The sequence below is a fragment of the Bradyrhizobium sp. LCT2 genome, assembly GCF_009931255.1.
Lineage (GTDB): Bacteria > Pseudomonadota > Alphaproteobacteria > Rhizobiales > Xanthobacteraceae > Bradyrhizobium > Bradyrhizobium diazoefficiens.
On the sequence record NZ_CP034432.1, the window covers coordinates 2,851,694 to 2,870,111 of the forward strand.

The 18,418-nt window shown below is 64.2% G+C and carries 15 protein-coding genes; 9 read left to right on the forward strand and 6 right to left on the reverse strand.

What is annotated here, in order from left to right; translation table 11 throughout:
* Positions 1–54: 54 nt before the first annotated feature.
* A complete protein-coding gene (pqqA, locus tag EI171_RS13960) occupies positions 55–135 on the reverse strand; it encodes a pyrroloquinoline quinone precursor peptide PqqA (protein ID WP_007595659.1) in 81 nt (26 codons plus the stop codon).
* A gap of 265 nt (positions 136–400) precedes the next feature.
* Here pqqA and EI171_RS13965 point away from each other — a divergent pair, with 265 nt between their 5' ends.
* From EI171_RS13965 to tarD, 5 genes are all read left to right on the forward strand, one after another.
* Complete coding sequence (locus tag EI171_RS13965) at positions 401–658, forward strand: hypothetical protein (RefSeq protein ID WP_028174561.1); 258 nt, start codon at positions 401–403, stop codon at positions 656–658.
* 233 nt (positions 659–891) lie between these two features.
* Complete coding sequence (locus EI171_RS13970; RefSeq protein ID WP_161533616.1) at positions 892–2,292, forward strand: amidase family protein; 1,401 nt, start codon at positions 892–894, stop codon at positions 2,290–2,292.
* A 2-nt stretch (positions 2,293–2,294) separates the two neighbouring features.
* On the forward strand, positions 2,295–2,771 hold the full coding sequence (locus EI171_RS13975; protein WP_011089471.1) for a glutathione peroxidase: 477 nt from the start codon (positions 2,295–2,297) through the stop codon (positions 2,769–2,771).
* Complete coding sequence (locus EI171_RS13980; RefSeq protein WP_011089470.1) at positions 2,768–3,025, forward strand: DUF3297 family protein; 258 nt, start codon at positions 2,768–2,770, stop codon at positions 3,023–3,025. The genes EI171_RS13975 and EI171_RS13980 overlap by 4 nt, the downstream gene beginning before the upstream one ends.
* A 104-nt stretch (positions 3,026–3,129) precedes the next feature.
* Positions 3,130–4,299: a D(-)-tartrate dehydratase gene (gene tarD, locus EI171_RS13985; RefSeq protein ID WP_060908677.1), complete on the forward strand. Its 1,170-nt coding sequence runs from the start codon at positions 3,130–3,132 to the stop codon at positions 4,297–4,299.
* Positions 4,300–4,385: 86 nt separating this feature from the next.
* On the opposite strand, the gene EI171_RS13990 is transcribed toward tarD, so the two are convergent.
* Both EI171_RS13990 and EI171_RS13995 read right to left on the reverse strand, forming a co-directional pair.
* Positions 4,386–5,735, reverse strand: coding sequence for a malonyl-CoA decarboxylase (locus EI171_RS13990; RefSeq protein ID WP_161533617.1), 1,350 nt, complete (start codon positions 5,733–5,735; stop codon positions 4,386–4,388).
* Between the two features lie 299 nt (positions 5,736–6,034).
* Positions 6,035–6,835: a helix-turn-helix transcriptional regulator gene (locus tag EI171_RS13995; RefSeq protein ID WP_161533618.1), complete on the reverse strand. Its 801-nt coding sequence runs from the start codon at positions 6,833–6,835 to the stop codon at positions 6,035–6,037.
* Positions 6,836–6,894: 59 nt separating this feature from the next.
* Here EI171_RS13995 and EI171_RS14000 point away from each other — a divergent pair, with 59 nt between their 5' ends.
* Positions 6,895–8,067 (forward strand): MFS transporter, encoded by a 1,173-nt coding sequence (locus EI171_RS14000; RefSeq protein WP_161533619.1) that lies wholly within the window; start codon positions 6,895–6,897, stop codon positions 8,065–8,067.
* A gap of 420 nt (positions 8,068–8,487) precedes the next feature.
* Here the strand turns inward: EI171_RS14000 and EI171_RS14005 are convergent, their stop codons facing one another.
* Complete coding sequence (locus EI171_RS14005; RefSeq protein WP_161533620.1) at positions 8,488–11,646, reverse strand: efflux RND transporter permease subunit; 3,159 nt, start codon at positions 11,644–11,646, stop codon at positions 8,488–8,490.
* Between the two features lie 12 nt (positions 11,647–11,658).
* Positions 11,659–12,852 (reverse strand): efflux RND transporter periplasmic adaptor subunit, encoded by a 1,194-nt coding sequence (locus EI171_RS14010; protein WP_161533621.1) that lies wholly within the window; start codon positions 12,850–12,852, stop codon positions 11,659–11,661.
* 243 nt (positions 12,853–13,095) lie between these two features.
* Here EI171_RS14010 and EI171_RS14015 point away from each other — a divergent pair, with 243 nt between their 5' ends.
* From EI171_RS14015 to EI171_RS14025, 3 genes are all read left to right on the forward strand, one after another.
* A complete protein-coding gene (locus EI171_RS14015) occupies positions 13,096–13,887 on the forward strand; it encodes an ABC transporter substrate-binding protein (RefSeq protein WP_161533622.1) in 792 nt (263 codons plus the stop codon).
* A gap of 185 nt (positions 13,888–14,072) precedes the next feature.
* Positions 14,073–15,779 carry a phospholipase C gene (locus tag EI171_RS14020; RefSeq protein ID WP_161533623.1) on the forward strand — a complete coding sequence of 569 codons (1,707 nt, stop codon included), beginning with the start codon at positions 14,073–14,075 and terminating at the stop codon, positions 15,777–15,779.
* A gap of 13 nt (positions 15,780–15,792) precedes the next feature.
* A complete protein-coding gene (locus EI171_RS14025) occupies positions 15,793–17,136 on the forward strand; it encodes a cytochrome-c peroxidase (protein WP_161533624.1) in 1,344 nt (447 codons plus the stop codon).
* A 146-nt stretch (positions 17,137–17,282) separates the two neighbouring features.
* On the opposite strand, the gene EI171_RS14030 is transcribed toward EI171_RS14025, so the two are convergent.
* Positions 17,283–18,065 carry a hypothetical protein gene (locus EI171_RS14030; protein ID WP_039185849.1) on the reverse strand — a complete coding sequence of 261 codons (783 nt, stop codon included), beginning with the start codon at positions 18,063–18,065 and terminating at the stop codon, positions 17,283–17,285.
* Positions 18,066–18,418: the final 353 nt, after the last annotated feature.

Here is an 18,418-nt window from a genome sequence, read left to right on the forward strand (position 1 = left end):
CGAGAGTGCCCGACCGAAAGAACCACCTGCGCAGAACGCAAACTCACCAACCGCTTACTTGCGGGTGGCGCTCACATACATGTTGATTTCCATGCCGCAGGGCACTTCGACGATCTTCGGGGCTTTCCAGGCCATTTGGCTCTCCATTTTCGTGAATTCGGACGCATCCGCCCACGGGTTAAATTACTGCGGGTGGAAAAGTTCGCCAGTGAAATTTTCCCGACCTAAGTAGTAGGCTGGCGGAATTGTTGCACTGCAAAGAGAGCGTATTGCGGCCGTAAAGTTGAGCGAATGACATAAGAAAAATTACCGATAGGTCGTGATCCCTGTCGGGATAAACCAGTTGTGAGTATGGAACGGCTTCCAATCGGCTACAGGCGACCCAATCTGGACCTCGGTGATGCCCAAATATTTCTTCAACACCCGCATCGGCGATGAATTGATCGTGGATCCCGAGGGCGAGGATCTGCGCAATCCCGATCGCGCCTGGGAGGTCGCCCGCCAGATGATCCTGGAGGTCCTGAGATCGGAAGGGACCCAGCCGGCGCTGCTGGAGGCGGTGATCGAGGTCACCGATGTCGACGGCGAAGTCGTGCTGGAGTTTCCCTTCACCGAAGCGCTGCTGGACATGCCGGATCAGTCCGCGACGAGGCATTAGAGAGGTCCGCCGCTCTCTCCACGTCATTGCGAGGAGCGCGCGACAAAATTGTGAAGCAATTTTGCGCTGATGCGACGAAGCAATCCAGACCGGTTCCGCGGAGACAGTCTGGATTGCTTCGCTGCGCTCACAATGCCGAAAGATGCCGCAATCCGAGCCCTTCGCCCCTGCGAAATCCGCATGGCTTTACCGCGTTCCCGGCGCTAAAAGACGCCGGTTACACGGAGCAAGCCATGCAAGATCTCTGGCGCCTGTCGGCTGCCGACCTCGCCACCCTCGTCAAGGCCAAAAAGGTGTCCGCCAGGGAGGCGGCCAAGGCGGGCCTCGCCCGTCTGGACGCCGTCAATCCCCAGCTCAACGCCGTGATCGACCACCGGCCGGAGGACGTGCTCAAGCAGGCCGACGCCGTCGATGCCGCAATTGGCCGGGGCGAGGACCCCGGCGTGCTGGCCGGCGTCCCCGTCACCATCAAGGCCAATGTCGACCAGGAGGGCTTTGCCACCACCAACGGCTTAAAACTCCAGCGCGACCTGATCGCGCGGGAAGACAATCCGGTGGTCGCCAATTTCCGCAAATCCGGCGCCATCCTGCTCGGCCGCACCAATTGCCCGGCCTTCTCCTATCGCTGGTTCACCACCAACCTGGTCCACGGCGACACCAAGAACCCCCGCGATGCCTCGCTGACGCCGGGCGGCTCCTCCGGCGGCGCCGGCTCGGCGGTCGCGGCCGGCATCGGCCACATCGCCCATGGCACCGACATCGCCGGCTCGATCCGCTATCCCGCCTATGCCTGCGGCGTGCATGGCCTGCGGCCGACCCTGGGCCGCATCCCCGCCTTCAATCCGGCGCTGCCGGAACGCCCGATCGGCCCGCAGATCATGGCGGTGTCGGGACCCCTGGCGCGCACCGTCAACGACATCAGGATCTCGCTCGCGGCCATGTCGGCGCGCGACATCCGCGACCCCTGGTATGTGCCGGCGCCGCTGGAAGGTCCCGCGCGGCCGAAGCGCGCCGCGCTCTGCCTCAACCCGGACGGCCTTGCGACCACGCCGGAGGTGAAGGCGGCGGTGACCGATGCCGGCAAGCGCCTCGAACGTGCCGGGTGGACCGTTGACGTGATCGAGAACACGCCGCCGATGCGCGAGGCGGTCGAGTGGCAGATCAAGCTTTGGCTCGGCGACGGCTATGAGGCGCAGCTCGAGATGGCAGAGCGCGAAGGCGATCCCGGTGCGCTGGCGTGCCTGCGCGGCAACCGCAGCAGGGTGACGCCGATGGACCAGGCGAATTACGCGAAGGCATTGACCCGCCGCGCCACGCTGACCCGCGACTGGATGCTGTTCTTCGAAAAATATGCGGTGGTGCTGACGCCGGTCTCCGGCGAATTGCCGTTCCCGGATCATCTCGACCGCAAAGACGACGAATCCTTCAAGCGGGTCTGGGAGGCGCAATTGCCGCAGATCGCGATTCCCTTCATGGGTCTGCCGGGCCTCGTGGTCTCCACCGGCCTCGTCGGCAAGGCGCCGGTCGGCGTGCATATCGTGTCCGGCCGCTACCGCGAGGATCTGTGCCTGCTTGCCGGCGAAGCGATCGAGGCGGGCGGCGTGCCGCCGTCGCCGATCGATCCCGTGGGTTAGCGATGTCGGCGATTTACGACTTCAAGGCCAACTCGCTGCTCGGCGAGGAAGTGCCCATGCGCCGGTTCGAAGGGCAGGTGCTCCTGATCGTCAACACCGCGAGCAAATGCGGCTTCACGCCGCAATATCGCGGCCTTGAGGATCTCTACCGCGATCTCTCGCCGCGCGGCTTCGCGGTGCTCGGCTTTCCCTGCAACCAGTTCGGCGCGCAGGAGCCGGGGCAGGCGAGCGAGATCCAGGAATTCTGCTCGACCAATTACGACGTCACCTTTCCCCTGTTCGAGAAGATCGACGTCAACGGCGCCAACGCGCATCCTTTGTATGAGTATCTGAAACGCCAGCAATCCGGGCTCCTCGGCGCCTCCATCAAATGGAATTTCACCAAATTCCTGGTGGACCGTGCCGGCCGGGTGATCGCGCGCTACGCGCCGACCGCGCGGCCCGAAGGATTGCGGCAGCAAATCGAGACCCTGTTATGAGCGAGACAATCATGAGCGACGAATTTCCGGACCGCCTGTCGGTCGATCCGAACAGCCCCTATTACAACGCGGACATCCTGGCGCGCGACGTCGGCATCCGCTTCAAGGGCATCGAGAAGACCAATGTCGAGGAGTACTGCATCAGCGAAGGCTGGGTCCGCGTCACCGCCGGCAACGCCAAGGACCGCCACGGCAACCCGCTGACCATCAAGGTGCACGGGCCGGTCGAGCCGTATTTCAGGGATAAGAAGTAACATGCTGTCATTCCGGGGCTCGCGAAGCGAGAACCCGGAATCTCGAGATTCCGGGTTCGATGCTGCGCATCGCCCCGGAATGACGATAAGAGAAAGCCAACCCCATGTCCGTCCGCATCGTCGACGTCCGCGAGATCACCAAGCCGATCTCATCGCCGATCCGCAACGCCTATATCGATTTCACCAAGATGACGACGAGCCTCGTCGCCGTCGTCACTGACGTTGTGCGCGACGGCAAGCGGGTCGTCGGCTACGGCTTCAATTCCAACGGCCGCTACGGGCAGGGCGGCCTGATCCGCGAGCGCTTCGCCTCGCGCATCCTGGAGGCCGATCCGAAGAAGCTTCTGAACGAGGCCGGCGACAATCTCGATCCCGACAAGGTCTGGGCCGCGATGATGATCAACGAGAAGCCGGGCGGCCATGGCGAGCGCTCGGTCGCGGTCGGCACCATCGACATGGCGGTGTGGGACGCGGTGGCGAAGATCGCGGGCAAGCCGCTGTTTCGCCTGCTCGCCGAACGTCACGGCGTCAAAGCCAACCCGCGCGTGTTCGTCTATGCCGCCGGCGGCTACTATTACCCCGGCAAGGGGCTCTCGATGCTGCGCGGCGAGATGCGTGGCTATCTCGACCGCGGCTACAACGTCGTGAAGATGAAGATCGGCGGCGCGCCCATCGAGGAGGATCGCATGCGCATCGAGGCGGTGCTGGAGGAGATCGGCAAGGACGCGCAGCTCGCCGTCGACGCCAACGGCCGCTTCAACCTCGAGACCGGCATCGCCTATGCCAAGATGCTGCGCGATTATCCGCTGTTCTGGTACGAGGAGGTCGGCGATCCCCTCGACTACGCGCTGCAGGCCGCGCTCGCCGAATTCTATCCCGGCCCGATGGCGACAGGCGAAAACCTGTTCAGCCACCAGGACGCGCGCAACCTGCTCCGCTATGGCGGCATGCGCCCGGACCGCGACTGGCTGCAATTCGACTGCGCGCTGTCCTATGGCCTCTGCGAATACCAGCGCACGCTCGAAGTGCTGAAGACCCATGGCTGGTCGCCAAGCCGCTGCATCCCGCATGGCGGCCACCAGATGTCGCTCAACATCGCCGCCGGCCTCGGCCTCGGCGGCAACGAAAGCTACCCGGACCTGTTCCAGCCCTACGGCGGCTTCCCCGACGGCGTGCGCGTCGAGAACGGCCACATCACCATGCCGGACCTTCCGGGCATCGGCTTCGAGGGAAAGTCGGATCTCTACAAGGAGATGAAGGCGCTGGCGGAGTAATTCACTCCTCGCCGCGCATGTATCGTTGCGATAGTCGCGAGAACTCTCCCCAACGTCGTCCTGGCTTTCGCCAGGACGACAGAACCCTACGACAGCCGCATATCCAGCCGCCGCCGTCCTTCGCCCTTCAGCAGCTTCTTCACCGCGCTCGAGGCAACGATCTCGCCGTCATTGGCGTAGGCTTCGTGGTTCTTCTCGATGTCGTCGAGGCGGTAGAGGTAGTTGACCATCACGCCGGCCGACTCGCGCACGCCCTTGGGCGAGAGGTCGCCGAGCCAGTTGATGCGCTCGAGCCGCGCGCCGTTGCCGAGATGGAAGCGGGCGACGGAGTCGATCAGCCGGCCCTTCGCCGTGCGGGCCTTCAGGAAGTAGTGCGCCGCGAGCGGCTCCAGTATGCCGCGCAGCAGTGCCGTCGTCTCGGGGTTCTCGAACCATTTGGGATCGTCGAGGCGCTTCAGCACCTCGCGATCCTCGTCCGACAGCGGCAGCTCCTTGTCCTGCTTGACCCATTGCATGAAGCCCGGCACCGGCGACAGCGTCACGAAGCTGTCGAGCTTCGGCAATTCGCGGCGCAGCTCTTCCACCACCTGCTTGATCAGGAAGCTGCCGAACGAGATGCCGCCGAGGCCACGCTGGGTGTTGGAGATCGAATAGAACACGGCGGTGCGCGCGCGCTCGATCGGCAGATGCTGGCGGTCGACCGCCAGCAGCGGCGCGATCGCGCCGGGGATCGTCTCGGTCAGCGCTACCTCGACGAAGATCAGGGGCTCGTCCACCATCGCCGGATGGAAGAAGGCGTAGCAGCGGCGGTCGACCGGATCGATGCGACGGCGCAAATCGTCCCAGTCGCTGATCTCGTGGACGGCTTCATAGCGAATGATCTTTTCGAGGATGTTGGCCGGGGTTGACCAGTCAATCCTGCGCAGCACGAGAAACCCCCTGTTGAACCACGAAGAAAGCAGATGCGAGACGTCGCGATCGAGCGCGGCGAGATCGGTGTGTCCGTTCATCATGCCGAGCAGGTCGGCACGCATGTTGACGAGGTCGCCGGTGCCGCCGGGCGCGCGGTTGAGGCGGCGGATCAGCTCCTGCCGGCGCGGCTCGGAGGCGAAATGCAGCGAGCTCGCGTCCTCGTCGCTGGGCTTGGCGCGCCATTTCTCTATCGCCTTGGACAGGCGTTCCCGGTCGGGGCCGAAATCGCGCACCAGCGCCTCGAAGAAGGCGCGGCGTCCTGCCGCATCCAGGTCCTGGTAGAGATCGAGCACCTCGCGCGCCATGGCTGTGCCGGAGGCTTCGCCCCGGCCCGACAGCAGCGCACCGCAGAGCGCGATCAGGCCGTCGGCGTCCTGTTTGGTATCCGCGGAATCGCGACGAAGCAGCGTACGGCCGCGCTCGGAGATGGTGGCGAGGAGATCGGAGAAGAAGGCGTTAGCCATCTGGGCCTTTCGAAACCGGTTTGTGCGGTGCGGAAGCTTACACGGGATTTAGGCAGAAGCCGATCACAATCAAGCAGGGGAATTTGGCAACTTTAGTCAGGGCAGGCGACTCAGGAACGTTGTCATGCCCCGCGAAGACCGTCGCGCTTCACAACCGCTGTCATGCCCCGCGCAGGCGGGGCATCCAGTACGCCGCGGCGTCTCGGTTCTAGCCGCGCCGTCTCGGAGTACTGGATTGCCCGCCTTCGCGGGCAATGACACCGGGAGTGGAGCGGCGAGCAACGACACCGAGGTTGCCGCTACCCCTTCCCCGCAAACTCCGTCGGCGTCCGCCCTGTCACCTGGCGGAACGCGGCCGAGAACGCCGGCACGCTGGCATAGCCGAGCTGGGTCGCGAGCTGCTTCACCGAAACGTTCGCATCTGTGGACAGCCGCTGGATTGCCGCGGCGATCCGGGCGCGCTGGCACCAGCTCTTGAAGCTCAGTTGCGTCTCCGTGGAGAACAGCCGCGACAGCGTGCGCGCGGAGGTTCCGACCTCGCGCGCCAGCGTATCGATGTCGTGCAGGCCGGTTGGGTCGTCGAGCACGATCATCGCGGCGCGCCGGCAGCGCGGCTCGCGCGGCAGCGGCACGAAGGTCGCGGAATCCTCGGCCTGGTGCAATTCCAGCATGACGAGGCGGACCAGCAGCTCGGTGCGCTCTTCCGTGTTGCGCGCGTCGAACAGCGCGAGGATCGCCTGGTTGAGCAACGGCGAGACCCGCACCACGAATTCCTTGGTCAGGCCTTCATAGCGTTGCTCGCGCTTCAGCCAGGGCAGGTCGAAATACAGCGTGCGCAACTCGATGTCGGCGAGCAGGTCGATGGCATGCTCGAGCCCGGCCGGGACCCAGACGGCGCGGTCCGGCGGCACCAGCCAGCGGCCCTTCGGTGTCGTCACCTGCATCGTGCCCTTGGCGGCATAGACGAGCTGCGCCTCGCGGTGCATGTGCGGATCGAGCCGCAGGCCCCTGGGGTAGTCACGCGCGACCAGATGCACGCCCGCAGGCGAGCGATGGTTGCTCCGGACCTCCCGGAGGATTGGCGTTTCCAAGACAGTCATTGGCTGCATCCCGTCATTTGCCCGAAATATAACTCATTTCGGAGCAGGAGAGGATTCGTATGAACAGCCCCAGCCGGGTCATCAGTTTCGTCAACGCAGGCCATTTCATCGACCATTATTCGATGCTGATCTTCGCCGCCGCCGTGATCATCATGGGGCCGGCGCTCGGCATGGCCTATTCGGAACTTTTGCCTTACGCGACGCCGGGCTTCATCGCGTTCGGCGCGGGCTCGCTGCTGACAGGCTGGCTCGGGGACCGCTGGAGCCGCCGCCACATGATGCTGATCTTCTTCGTCGGCATTGGCCTCTCCATGATCTCGGTCGGCTTCGTTCAGACCCCGGTTCAGCTCGGCGCGGCGCTGCTGGCGATCGGCATCTTCGCCTCGATCTACCATCCCGTCGGCACCGCCATGATCGTGTCCTATGCCGACAGGCTCGGCCGCGAGATGGGCATCAACGGCGTCTGGGGCAATCTCGGCGTGGCCTCGTCCGCGCTGGTGACCGGCGTGATCGGCCAGTATCTCGGCTGGCGTTTTGCCTTCATCGTCCCCGGCGTCGTCACCATCCTGATCGGCATCGCCTTTGCGATGATCGTCGTGCACGAGGACCGCAAGGGTTCGAAGCAGGCGGCGGCGCAGGCGCGCGTCGCCAAGCAGGACATGTGGCGCGTGATCCTGGCGCTGCTGATCGTGGTGATCGCGATCTCCACCACCTTCAACGCCGTCACCGTCGCGCTGCCAAAACTGTTCGCGGAGCGGCTCGCCGATCTCACCAGGAGCCCGGCGCTGCTCGGCGTCATCGCGGCCTGTGTCTACGTGTTCGGCGCCATGACGCAGTACACGATCGGCCGGCTGCTCGACCGCTATTCGCTGAAGACGGTGGCGCTGCCGCTGTCCTTCATGCTGGCGCCGTTCCTGTATCTGGCTGCGAGCCTGTCCAATCTGCCGCTGATCCTGGTCTCGATCGGCATCGTCATGGGCGCGTTCGGGCAGGTCACGGTCAACGATGCCATGGTCGGCAAATACACCACGGAGGAGTGGCGCTCGCGCGCCTATGCCGTGCGCTATTTCGTCGGCTTCACCGCCGCCGGCGCCTCCGTCGGCCTGGTCGCCTGGCTCTACGAGCAGGGCGGGTTCGTCACCATGCTGCACGCCTTCGCCGCGCTCTGCCTGCTCGCGATCGCCGCCGCGTTGATCCTGCCGCGCGAGATCCGGACGCCGCAAGCGGCGTGAAGGGCAGTGAGGCGGGCGGCTCGCGCCACCCCGTCATTCCGGGGCGTCGCACAGCGACGAGCCCGGAATCCATTTACCCGCAGCCTCTGCCGCCCGATGGATTCCGGGCTCGCGCCTGTCGGCGCGCCCCGGAATGACAGAAGAGATGCGCGCAGCTGCTTCAACCTCGTCATTGCGAGCGTAGCGAAGCAATCCAGAATCGTTCCGCGGCGGGACTCTGGATTGCTTCGCTGCGCTCGCAATGACGGGGGAGATGGCGGCACATCGTGCATGCCACCCATCATGCCATTCTGCCAGTGTCTTGCCCGACGGGTCAAACGCTGGCGTCGCTGAAAAAAACTCAACGCCATCAACGCCGTTCTACTGTGCATGGGGTTGTTTTCGACTTTTTTTATCGGAGCGGGCCTCCGCAGAAAAAGCCTACGGCTTCACCTCCACGGCCGGCTGCGTTTTCGGCGCCTTCTTCGACGCCCGCCAGTTCTCGAACCGCTGCACCACCACGAAGAACGCAGGCACGAACAGCACCGCGAGGCAGGTCGAGGCCAGCATGCCCGAGAACACGGTGATGCCGATCGACTTGCGGGCGCTGGCGCCGGCGCCGGTCGCGATCACCAGCGGCACCACGCCGAGGATGAAGGCGAACGAGGTCATCAGGATCGGGCGGAAGCGGGCGCGGGCCGCCTCGATCGCCGACACCAGGATCGGCTTGCCGTCGCGGCCGTGCAGCTCCAGCCCGACCTCGACGATCAGGATGGCGTTCTTGGCCGACAGCGCGATCAGCAGGATCAGGCCGATCTGGCAATAGAGGTTGTTGTCGATCTTGAGGCCGTTGAGGATCAGCATCGGCCCGATCAGCGACAGCGGCACGGCGAGGATCACCGAGATCGGCGCGTACCAGCTCTCGTACTGGCCGGCGAGCACGAGATAGACCAGCAGCATGGCGAGGCCGAACACCCAGTAGATCTGATTCGAGACCGCCTTCTCCTGGTACGACATCGCGGTCCATTCATAACCGGTGCCGGGCGGCAGCGTCTTGTCCGCGATCTCCTCCATCAGCTTCAGCGACTGGCCGGACGAATAGCCCTGCGCCGGCAGGCCGATGATGGTCGAGGAGGGATAGAGATTGTAGAGGCTGATCAGCGACGGGCCGGTGGCCGGCGTGATCGTGGCCACCGTGCCGATCGGGATCATGTCGCCGTTCGAGTTGCGCACCTGCATGTTGGCGATGTCGCGCTCGGTGACGCGGAAGGCCGGATCGGCTTGCGTATAGACCTGGAACACGCGGCCGAACTTGTTGAACTGGTTGACGAAGGACGAGCCGAGATAGGTCGACAGCGCGGAGAACACCTGATCGGTGGTGACATGCAAAGTCTGGGTCTTGACGCGGTCGATCTCGACGTTGAATTGCGGCACCGACGAGCGGAACGAGGACTGGACGCGCTGCAGCGCGCTCTGGCTCTGGCCGTTGCTGACCACCGCGCCGGTGATGGCCTGCAGCTTGGCGAAATCGCTGTTGCCGTCGCGCAGCTCGACCTGCATCGAGAAGCCGGCGGCGTTGCCGATGCCCTGGATCGGCGGCGGCGGCAGCACGATGGTGCGCGCCTCCATGATCACAGCGAGCTTGTCGTTCAGCCCGTAGACCAGCGAGCGCAGATCCTCGCCGGGACCTTTGCGCGCGTCCCAATCCTTCAGGATGATGTAGGCGACGCCGGCATTGGCAAGGCTCGCGCTGCTGTCGAGCGCGGAGATGCCGGCGATGGTGATGACCTGCTGGACGCCAGGCGTCTCCTTGATGATCTCGCTGGCCCGGTCGAGCACCTTCTGGGTCCGCTCCAGCGAGGCGCCGTCGGGCAGTTGGATGGCGGCGATCAGATAGCCCTGGTCCTCGATCGGCAGGAAGCCGGTCGGCACCCGCGACAGGCCGTAGCCGCCGATCCCGATCAGCACCAGCGCCACCGCGACCGACACCGTGGCGTGCCTGACCAGGAAGGTGATCAGCCGCGTGTAGCCGCGCTCGACCCGGTCATAGACGTTGTTGAAGCCGCGATAGAAGAAGTTGCGCTGCTCCGGCGGCACCGCCGGCCGCAGCCACAGTGCGCATTGCGTCGGCTTCAGGGTCGCCGCGTTGATGGCGGACAAGAGCGCGGTCGCCGCGATCACCAGCGCGAATTGCGAGTAGATGCGGCCCGTGAGGCCCGCCAGGAACGAGGCCGGCAGGAACACCGAGATCAGCACCAGCGTGATGCCGACGATCGGCGCGAATAGCTGGTCCATCGCCTTGATCGCGGCGTCGTGGCCGTTCATGCCCTGCTCGATATTGTGGGCGGCGCCTTCGACCACCACGATGGCGTCGTCGACGACGATTCCGATCGCCAGCACGATCGCGAACAGCGTGGACATGTTGATGGTGAAGCCGAGCGCCGCCATCGCGGCGAAGGCGCCGATGATGGTCACCGGCACGGTCGTTGCCGGCACCAGCATGGCGCGCCAGTCCTGCAGGAACACCAGGATCACGACCAGCACGAGCAGGCCGGCCTCGATCAGCGTCATGTAGACCTCGTGCACCGAGGCCTCGACGAATTTGGTTGTGTCGAACGGCGTGTCGTATTTGATGCCTTCCGGGAAGCGCTTGGCGAGCTCCGCCATCTTCTTCTCGACGGCCTGCTCGACCTGGAGCGCGTTGGCGCCCGGCGACTGGAACACGCCGATGCCGACGGCGGGCTGCTTGTTCAGCGAGAAGATCTGGCTGTAGGTCTGCGCGCCGAGTTCGACCCAGCCGACGTCGCGCACCCGCGTGACGTCGCCGCTGGTGCCTGACTTGACGATGATGTTCTCGAACTGGCTGGTGTCGTCGAGCCGGCCGTTGACGTTGAGCGTGTACTGGAACGCCTGGCCCGGCGGCGTCGGCGGCGCGCCGACCTGGCCGGCGGAGACCTGCTGGCTCTGCTGCTGGATCGCCTGGATCACGTCCTGCGGCACGAGGCCGCGGACTTGCAGCTTGTTCGGGTCGAGCCACACCCGCATCGAATACTGGCCTGCGCCGAACACCGTGACGTTGCCGACGCCGGGCAGGCGCGAGAGCTCGTCGCGGATGTTGATGGTGGCGTAGTTGCTCAAATAGAGACTGTCGAACCGGGAGTCCGGCGAGGTCAGCGTCACGAACAGCAGGATCGAGGTCGATTTCTTCTGGACGGTGACGCCCTGGTTCTGCACGGACGTCGGCAGTTGCGACAGCGCGCTGGAGACGCGGTTCTGCACCAGCACCTGCGCGAAGTTGAGGTCGGTGCCGATCTTGAAGGTCACGGTCAGCGTATAGGTGCCGTCGGAGCCGCTGTAGGACTGCATGTAGAGCATGTCCTCGACGCCATTGACCTGTTGTTCGATCGGCAGGGCTACCGTGTCGATCACGGTCTTGGCGCTGGCGCCGGGATAGCGCGTGGTGACCTGCACGGTCGGCGGCACCACGTCGGGGTATTGCGCGATCGCGAGGTTGAACAGCGCGACGCCGCCGATCAGGATCATCAGCAGTGCGATGACGTTCGAGAGGACCGGCCGCTCGATGAAGAATTTTGAGATCATGGCAGGCAGCTCCTACTTGGCAGACGCCTGCGGCTGCTCGATCTTCGTCACTTGCGGGTCGATCTTCTGGCCCGGGATCACCCGCAGCAGCCCCGCGATCACGACGCGGTCGTCCGGCTTCAGCCCGCTCTCGATCACGCGCAGGCCGTTATCGGTGGGGCCGATCTGCACCTTGCGCTGCTCGACGACGTTGTCGCCATTGACCACCAGCAGATAGCGGCCGCCCTGGTCGCTGCCGAGCGCGGTGTCGGGAACGAGGAGCGCGCCCTTCTCCTGGTCGAAGGGCACGCGGACGCGGACGAAATAACCGGGCAGCAGCACCCGCTTGTCGTTGGGGACGAGGCCGCGCACGGCAAGCGTACCGGTCGACTGGTTGAGGGTCGGCGAGACGTAGTCGAGCTTGCCTTCATGCGGATAGCCGGTCTCGTTCTGGAGCCCGACTTGAATCGGAAATTGCTTGAGGTCGGTGGGCGTCAGTCCCCGGCGGGCCGCTTCGGCGCGGATGCGTAGCACGTCCTGCTCGTTGACGGTGAAGTTCACCCAGATCGGGTCCATCGCGACGATGGTCGCGAGCTGGGTCGGGGAGGAGACGCCGACGAGCTCGCCGATCGAGACCATGTGGGCGCTGACGACGCCGTCGAACGGCGCGGTGACCTTGGTGTAGCCGTAATTGACCTCGGCGATCCTGGTGTTGGCCTGCGCCTGCAGGAGATTGGCCTGCGCGTTTTCGCGGGTCGAGGTCGAGGTGTCGAGGGTGGCCTGCGAGACCGCCTGCCGCTGCACCAGATCGCTTTGCCGCTTGAAGTCGGCCTCCGCCTGCCGGAGCGAGGCCTGGGCGCCGGCCTCGGCCGCCTGGGCCTGCTCGAGCTTCAGCTTGTAGGTCTCGGGCTCGATGGTAAAGAGCTGGGTGCCCTGCTTGACGAAGGTGCCGTCCTGGTAGTCGATCGACTGCAGGAAACCCTGCACGCGCGCCACCAAGTCGACATTCTTGATCGGCGCGGTGTTGCCGGTGGCCTCGACATAGCGCGTCACCGGCCGCTGCACGGGCGTCGCCACGTCCACCTTGGGCGGGGGCGGAGCCACGTAGGCGTTCTTGTCCTCGCAGCCGGCGAGCGCGATCGCGGCGGCCGTGGCGGCTAGCGCCCGTCCAACATGTCTCCACGCTCCATTGCGATGTGCGGGAGATGCGGGATTCGCGCGCGTCATTCGGTGGCCCCCGATTGCTGTCTGTCGGTGCGGCAGGCTACCAACAAATGTCCGGCCGTGGAACACCATAGCCATGGCGGTCGTCGGCCTTGCACTGCGAACGGCGGTGTGGCCTTTGACAGGTTTGTCATGACAAACCGCTTTTCACCGCGCGCACGATCGACCAGAATTGTGTCAAAGGTCGTGTGGCGGAAGCGAAGCGGTCGGGACGACGAGAACAAGAAAACGCGAGGAGAACATGAAATGTCCGCGTCCGTCCAATCGGCCCTCTCCGGTCTCGTTCTCGCGGCGGCGGTTGCCATGCCCGCGCTAGCCGATGGGCTGAAGGACGAGATCGCGCCGACCGGCAAGCTGCGGGTCGCGATCGCAATCAGCCCCGCAGGCGGCGCATTCTGGTCGACCAGGACGGAAACCGGCTATACCGGCGTGCCGGTGGAGCTCGGCAAGGAGATGGCGGCCCAGCTCGGCGTTGGTGTCGAATATGTCGTGCACCAAAATTCCGGACAGATCACCGACGCGGCCAGCAAAGGCACCTGGGATGTCACCTGGCTGCCAAAGGACCCCGAGCGCGAGAGCAAGATGATGTTCGGGCCGATCTACGAGGTCGCGGACGCCACCTACATCGTCAAGGCTGGTTCGAACGTGACCAGTTTTGCCTCGCTCGACCAGCCCGGCATCAAGGTCGCGGCCGTCAACGCCACCACCACCATGCGTGGCGCTGTCGCGCATCTCAGGAACGCTGAGGTCACCGGCTATCAGACCTATGACGAGATCTTCGGCCTCCTGAAGAGCGGCGAGATCGACGCCTTCGCGCTGTCGCGCGACCAGCTCAACAAGATGGCGCAGAAGATTCCCGGTACAAAGGTGCTGGACGAGACGTTCAAGAAGACGGTGACGGCCGTCGCGGTACCGCTCGGCCACAACCGGGCGCTGACCTTCGTCACCAAATTCATGAACGAGGCGACGATCAACGGCACCTTGCGCAAGGCCTATGACAACAATGGCCTGAAGGATTCTCCGATCCGCACCGAGTAGACGCCCGCTGTGGCGGGCTCCTCACCATGAGGGTCGAGGAAGGCAGCTTCGGGCAAATCGCCCGTGTAGAAAATCTTGTCTGAACAACTGCGCAAAGTGTCTCTTGCGTCAAACTGACACAGCTCTGTCATCGCGCGCCATTAACGTTCCCGGGGTCGGCGTCAATCCTTCGGGGCAACACAACAATGAAATCCAGATTTCTGACGACGGCCGCGATTTTCGCGGCCGCGACGGCACTCGCATGCGCCATGCCTGTTCTCGCGGACGATTTCGGTCGGGACCGCGATCATGATCACGATCGTCACCGTCATCCGCATGACATCCACACCGAGACGCCGATCAAGCATCTCGTGATCATCTTCAACGAGAACCGCTCGTTCGACCATTATTTCGCGACCTATCCGAACGCGGCCAATCCGTCCGGCTCTATACCCTTCGTGCCGAAGCCGCACACGCCGAAGGTCAACAACCTCGTCACGGCGAACCTGCTGGTCAACAACCCGAACAACAGCCCGGCCAACGGCACCGGCGCGACGGATCCGTTCCGTCTCGACCGCACCCAGGCCAACACGCGCTCGCAGAACCATGCCTACACGCCCGAGCAGCAGGCGGTGGACAACGGCAAGGAAGACCTGTTCCCGAAATTCACCGGCCGCGGCACGGCCGGCGGCGCCGGCGCGTTCGGCACCAACGGCCAGGTGATGGGCTATTTCGACGGCAACACCGTCACGGCCTTCTGGAACTACGCCCAGCACTTCGCCATGAGCGACAATCACTGGACCGACACGTTCGGTCCGTCCACGCCCGGCATGCTGGAAGTGGTCTCCGGCCAGACCAACGGCGCGCAGAACGTCGTCGGCACCTCGTCCTCGATCGCCGACGGCCAGGGCGGCCTGACGCTGATCGGCGACACCGATCCTGCCTACGATTCCTGCTCGAGCACGACCAGCACCGTGCTGATGACCAGCAAGAACATCGGCGATCTGCTCAACGACGAGCGCATCAGCTGGGGCAGCTTCATGGGCGGCTTCGACCTGACGCTCAAGAACGCCAACGGCACCACCGGTTGCGGCCGCAGCACCTTCTCGAGCAACGTCAACGGCACCATCGTGGACTACAGTCCGCACCACGCCTTCTTCCAGTACTACAAGTCGACCGCCAACCCGACCCATGCGCGGCCGAGCTCGGTCAATGCGATTGGCCATACCCACGACTTCAACGGCAAGGTTGATCCGGCCAACCACAACTACGATCTCGAGGACTTCTACGCCGCGGTGAAGGCCGGCAACTTCCCGGCCGTCTCCTACATCAAGATGCCGGCCTTCCAGGACGGTCACGCCGGCAATTCCGATCCGCTCGACGAGCAGGTGGGCAATGTCGAGCTGATCAACTTCCTCCAGAGGCAGCCGGAGTGGCGCGAGACCGCGGTCATCATCACCTATGACGACTCCGACGGCTGGTACGATCACCAATACGTCGCGCCGAAGAGCGCCTCCTACGATCCGACCGCCGACCAGGTCAACGGTCCGGGCCTGTGCGGTCTCGGCCCGCAGAAGCAGCCGGCGCCGAAGGGGCTTAGCGGCAAGCCGGTGAACGGCCGCTGCGGTCCGGGCACCCGCGTTCCCTTCATCGTGGTTTCGCCCTATGCGAGGACGAACTTCGTCAGCCACACCTACATCTCGCAGGCCTCGGTGGTGCGGTTCATCGAGGACAATTGGCTGCGCGGCCAGCGTCTCGGCGGCGGCTCGTTCGACGCCAGCGCCGGGTCGATCATGGACCTGTTCGACTTCGATCATGATCATCGCCACGATCTCCGGGTGGACGCGCTGTTCCTTGACCCGACCTCCGGCACTGTCATGACCAGCCCGCCGGACGAGCATCACCATCACTAAGACGCAAGGTCATATGAACAGCCGCACCATGTGGCTTTTCGGCGCCGGCCTGCTTTGTCTGGCCGGCGCCGTCTTTGCCGTCGCGACGCAGGGATTTGCGGAAGCAAATCCCGCGGGTGCGAATCCGAACCCGGTTCGTCTCATGCGTCCGCCGGCCGCTCCGCTCTCGGCGATGGCGCAGCTCGGCAGGGAGATTTTTTACGACGCCTCGCTGTCGTCCTCGGGCGCGCTGTCATGCGCGTCCTGTCACAGCCCGGATCACGCCTACGGTCCGCCCAATGACGAGCCGGTCATGCTCGGCGGCGCGACCTTGTCGCGCCCGGGCGCACGCGCGGTGCCGTCGCTGACATATCTCGATCGCCATCCGAATTTCAGCATCGGCCCCGACAGGGGCGACGACGACAACGTCATCGACCTCGCGCAGATGGCCGCGCTCGGCCAGCAGGCTGCGCGCACCACCAAGACCGCGGGCGGTAGCGGCGCGTCGGCGAACATCGTGCCGCAAGGCGGCCTGTTCTGGGACGGCCGCGCCGATACGTTGCAGGACCAGGCGCTGTTTCCGCTGCTCGATCCCAACGAGATGGACGGCGGCAGCGCCGAGATCGTCGCAGGCAAGCTGCGCCGCGCCTCTTACGCCAGCCGCTTCGTCGAGCTGTTCAGCGCCCGCGTGCTCGACAATCAGCGGCTGCTGATCGCGGAAGCGATGTTCGCGGTGGCGCGCTATCAGGTCGAGGAGCCGAGCTTCCATCCCTACACCAGCAAGTACGACTACTGGCTCGAGGGCAAGGCGCGGCTGTCCGAGGGCGAGCTGCGCGGGCTGCAAGCGTTCAACGATCCCGACAAGGCCAATTGCGCCGGCTGCCACACCTCGGCACCGACCCGCGACGGCCTGCCGCCGCTGTTCACCGATCACCAATACGAGGCGCTCGGCGCCCCGCGCAACGCCGCGCTCGCCAAGAATCGCGACTCCAATTATTTCGACCTCGGCGTTTGCGGCCCGCATCGCACCGACATGCCCGAGCAGACGCAATATTGCGGCATGTTCCTGACGCCGACGCTGCGCAACACCGCAGTGCGCCACGCGTTCTTCCACAACGGCGTTTTCCGCAACCTCGAGCAGGTGCTGGATTTCTACAATTTCCGCGACACCAATCCGGAGAAGGTGTTTCCGCGCGCCGCCGACGGCACCGTGCTGAAGTACGATGACGTGCCGCAAAAATATCACGCCAATGTCGACGTCACCGATCCGCCGTTCGACCGCCACCCCGGCGACAGACCGGCGATGACGGACCAGGAAGAGGCCGACATCATCGCGTTCCTGAAGACCCTGACGGACGGATACAAGCCGGAAAATTAGGGCGTGTGTGTATAAAAGCGGTCTGGGCGTGCGGGGGGCGCCGGCGCCACCAAGGCCTCGGCCGTGGTCGCCGCGGTTGAGCCAAAAGAGTCGGTTGTCGCCTGCATGAACACGCTGGCCGTTGCCACGGCGTGTCGCGGCTATATTCAAAAGAACTCGAGCGAAGGAAAGTGATTGACCAGTCTGTCCCAGAGCGAGAACGGTGGCCGTGGCTGCCTTTTGGCATCCCTGAGGGATAGACACCGCGGTGCCAGTCTCATCCCGTAATAAAGGTTCGCTCCGGAGACGCTCTGACCGCCCTGTATGCTGACAGTCGGATCGAAATTATTCTTTATCAGGTCTGTCGTTTGTTCCACGGAGCCCGCCGCTGAATTGTCGTAGGCCGCCACGTATTTCGTCGACGCCTTGAGGACCCGCTGTCCCTGGCAAACGTACTCGCCGTTTTCCAGATACCGTTTCACTTCCCGATCACAGGACTCGCGACGGAACAGCTCCTCAGCGATGATTGATAGGTCTTCAAGTGAGATCTCCAGCACTTGAACGTCATCGAGCTCCAGCTTTACAGCTTCCGCCAATTTTGCATCGGTATGTGACTGAATCGAACGCACGACTTTTGAGTCGAGCGAATATTGCGTCTTTCGTAGTTCGGAGGTGACTTGGGTTGCAGAAGATGACGTGCGGGTGACGCCAACCAGTCGCTCAGGCGAGACTTCGCACAGCATGTCGTAATCCTGGCCGTTCGGAGAGACATGATAGATGGAGCCTGGAGCGCGCAGGAGCACCGGCGGCGTTATCGGGTGAAAGCCGATAGCGGTGATTGCTTCGTTGAGTTTATTTGGGGGCGTGTGGTGACGTATCGCAGCCACGGATGCCAGTGGTGCGATGCTCACGATCGTCACTAATGCCCCCCACTTGATCAATGGGCGCATTGGAATTCTCCGCCGATTATCCGCAACAATAGTTTCCGCAGGGGCGCGCGCATGCGTTGGCCGAATCTGCCGGAATAGCCGTCGCGAATGCGGCGAGAGCAAAGATCAAAAGCAGTGCTGCGAACTTCATGACCTGTCCTCCTATGGGTTGACAGATGTTCGCTCGACTTGACGTCCGGAAACCCATGACGCCTTGGCGCCGGGAAGCGAGACATCTTCTCGCCAAGCTACGCGCGGCATGGGGCCGCCGATATGAACCAGCTCACACTCTATCTAGAATTGTGGCGGGTGATCTCGCCCTTCTGCATGTCGTCGTTACCAAGGAACGACCGCTGTCGGTCACAAGACGATAT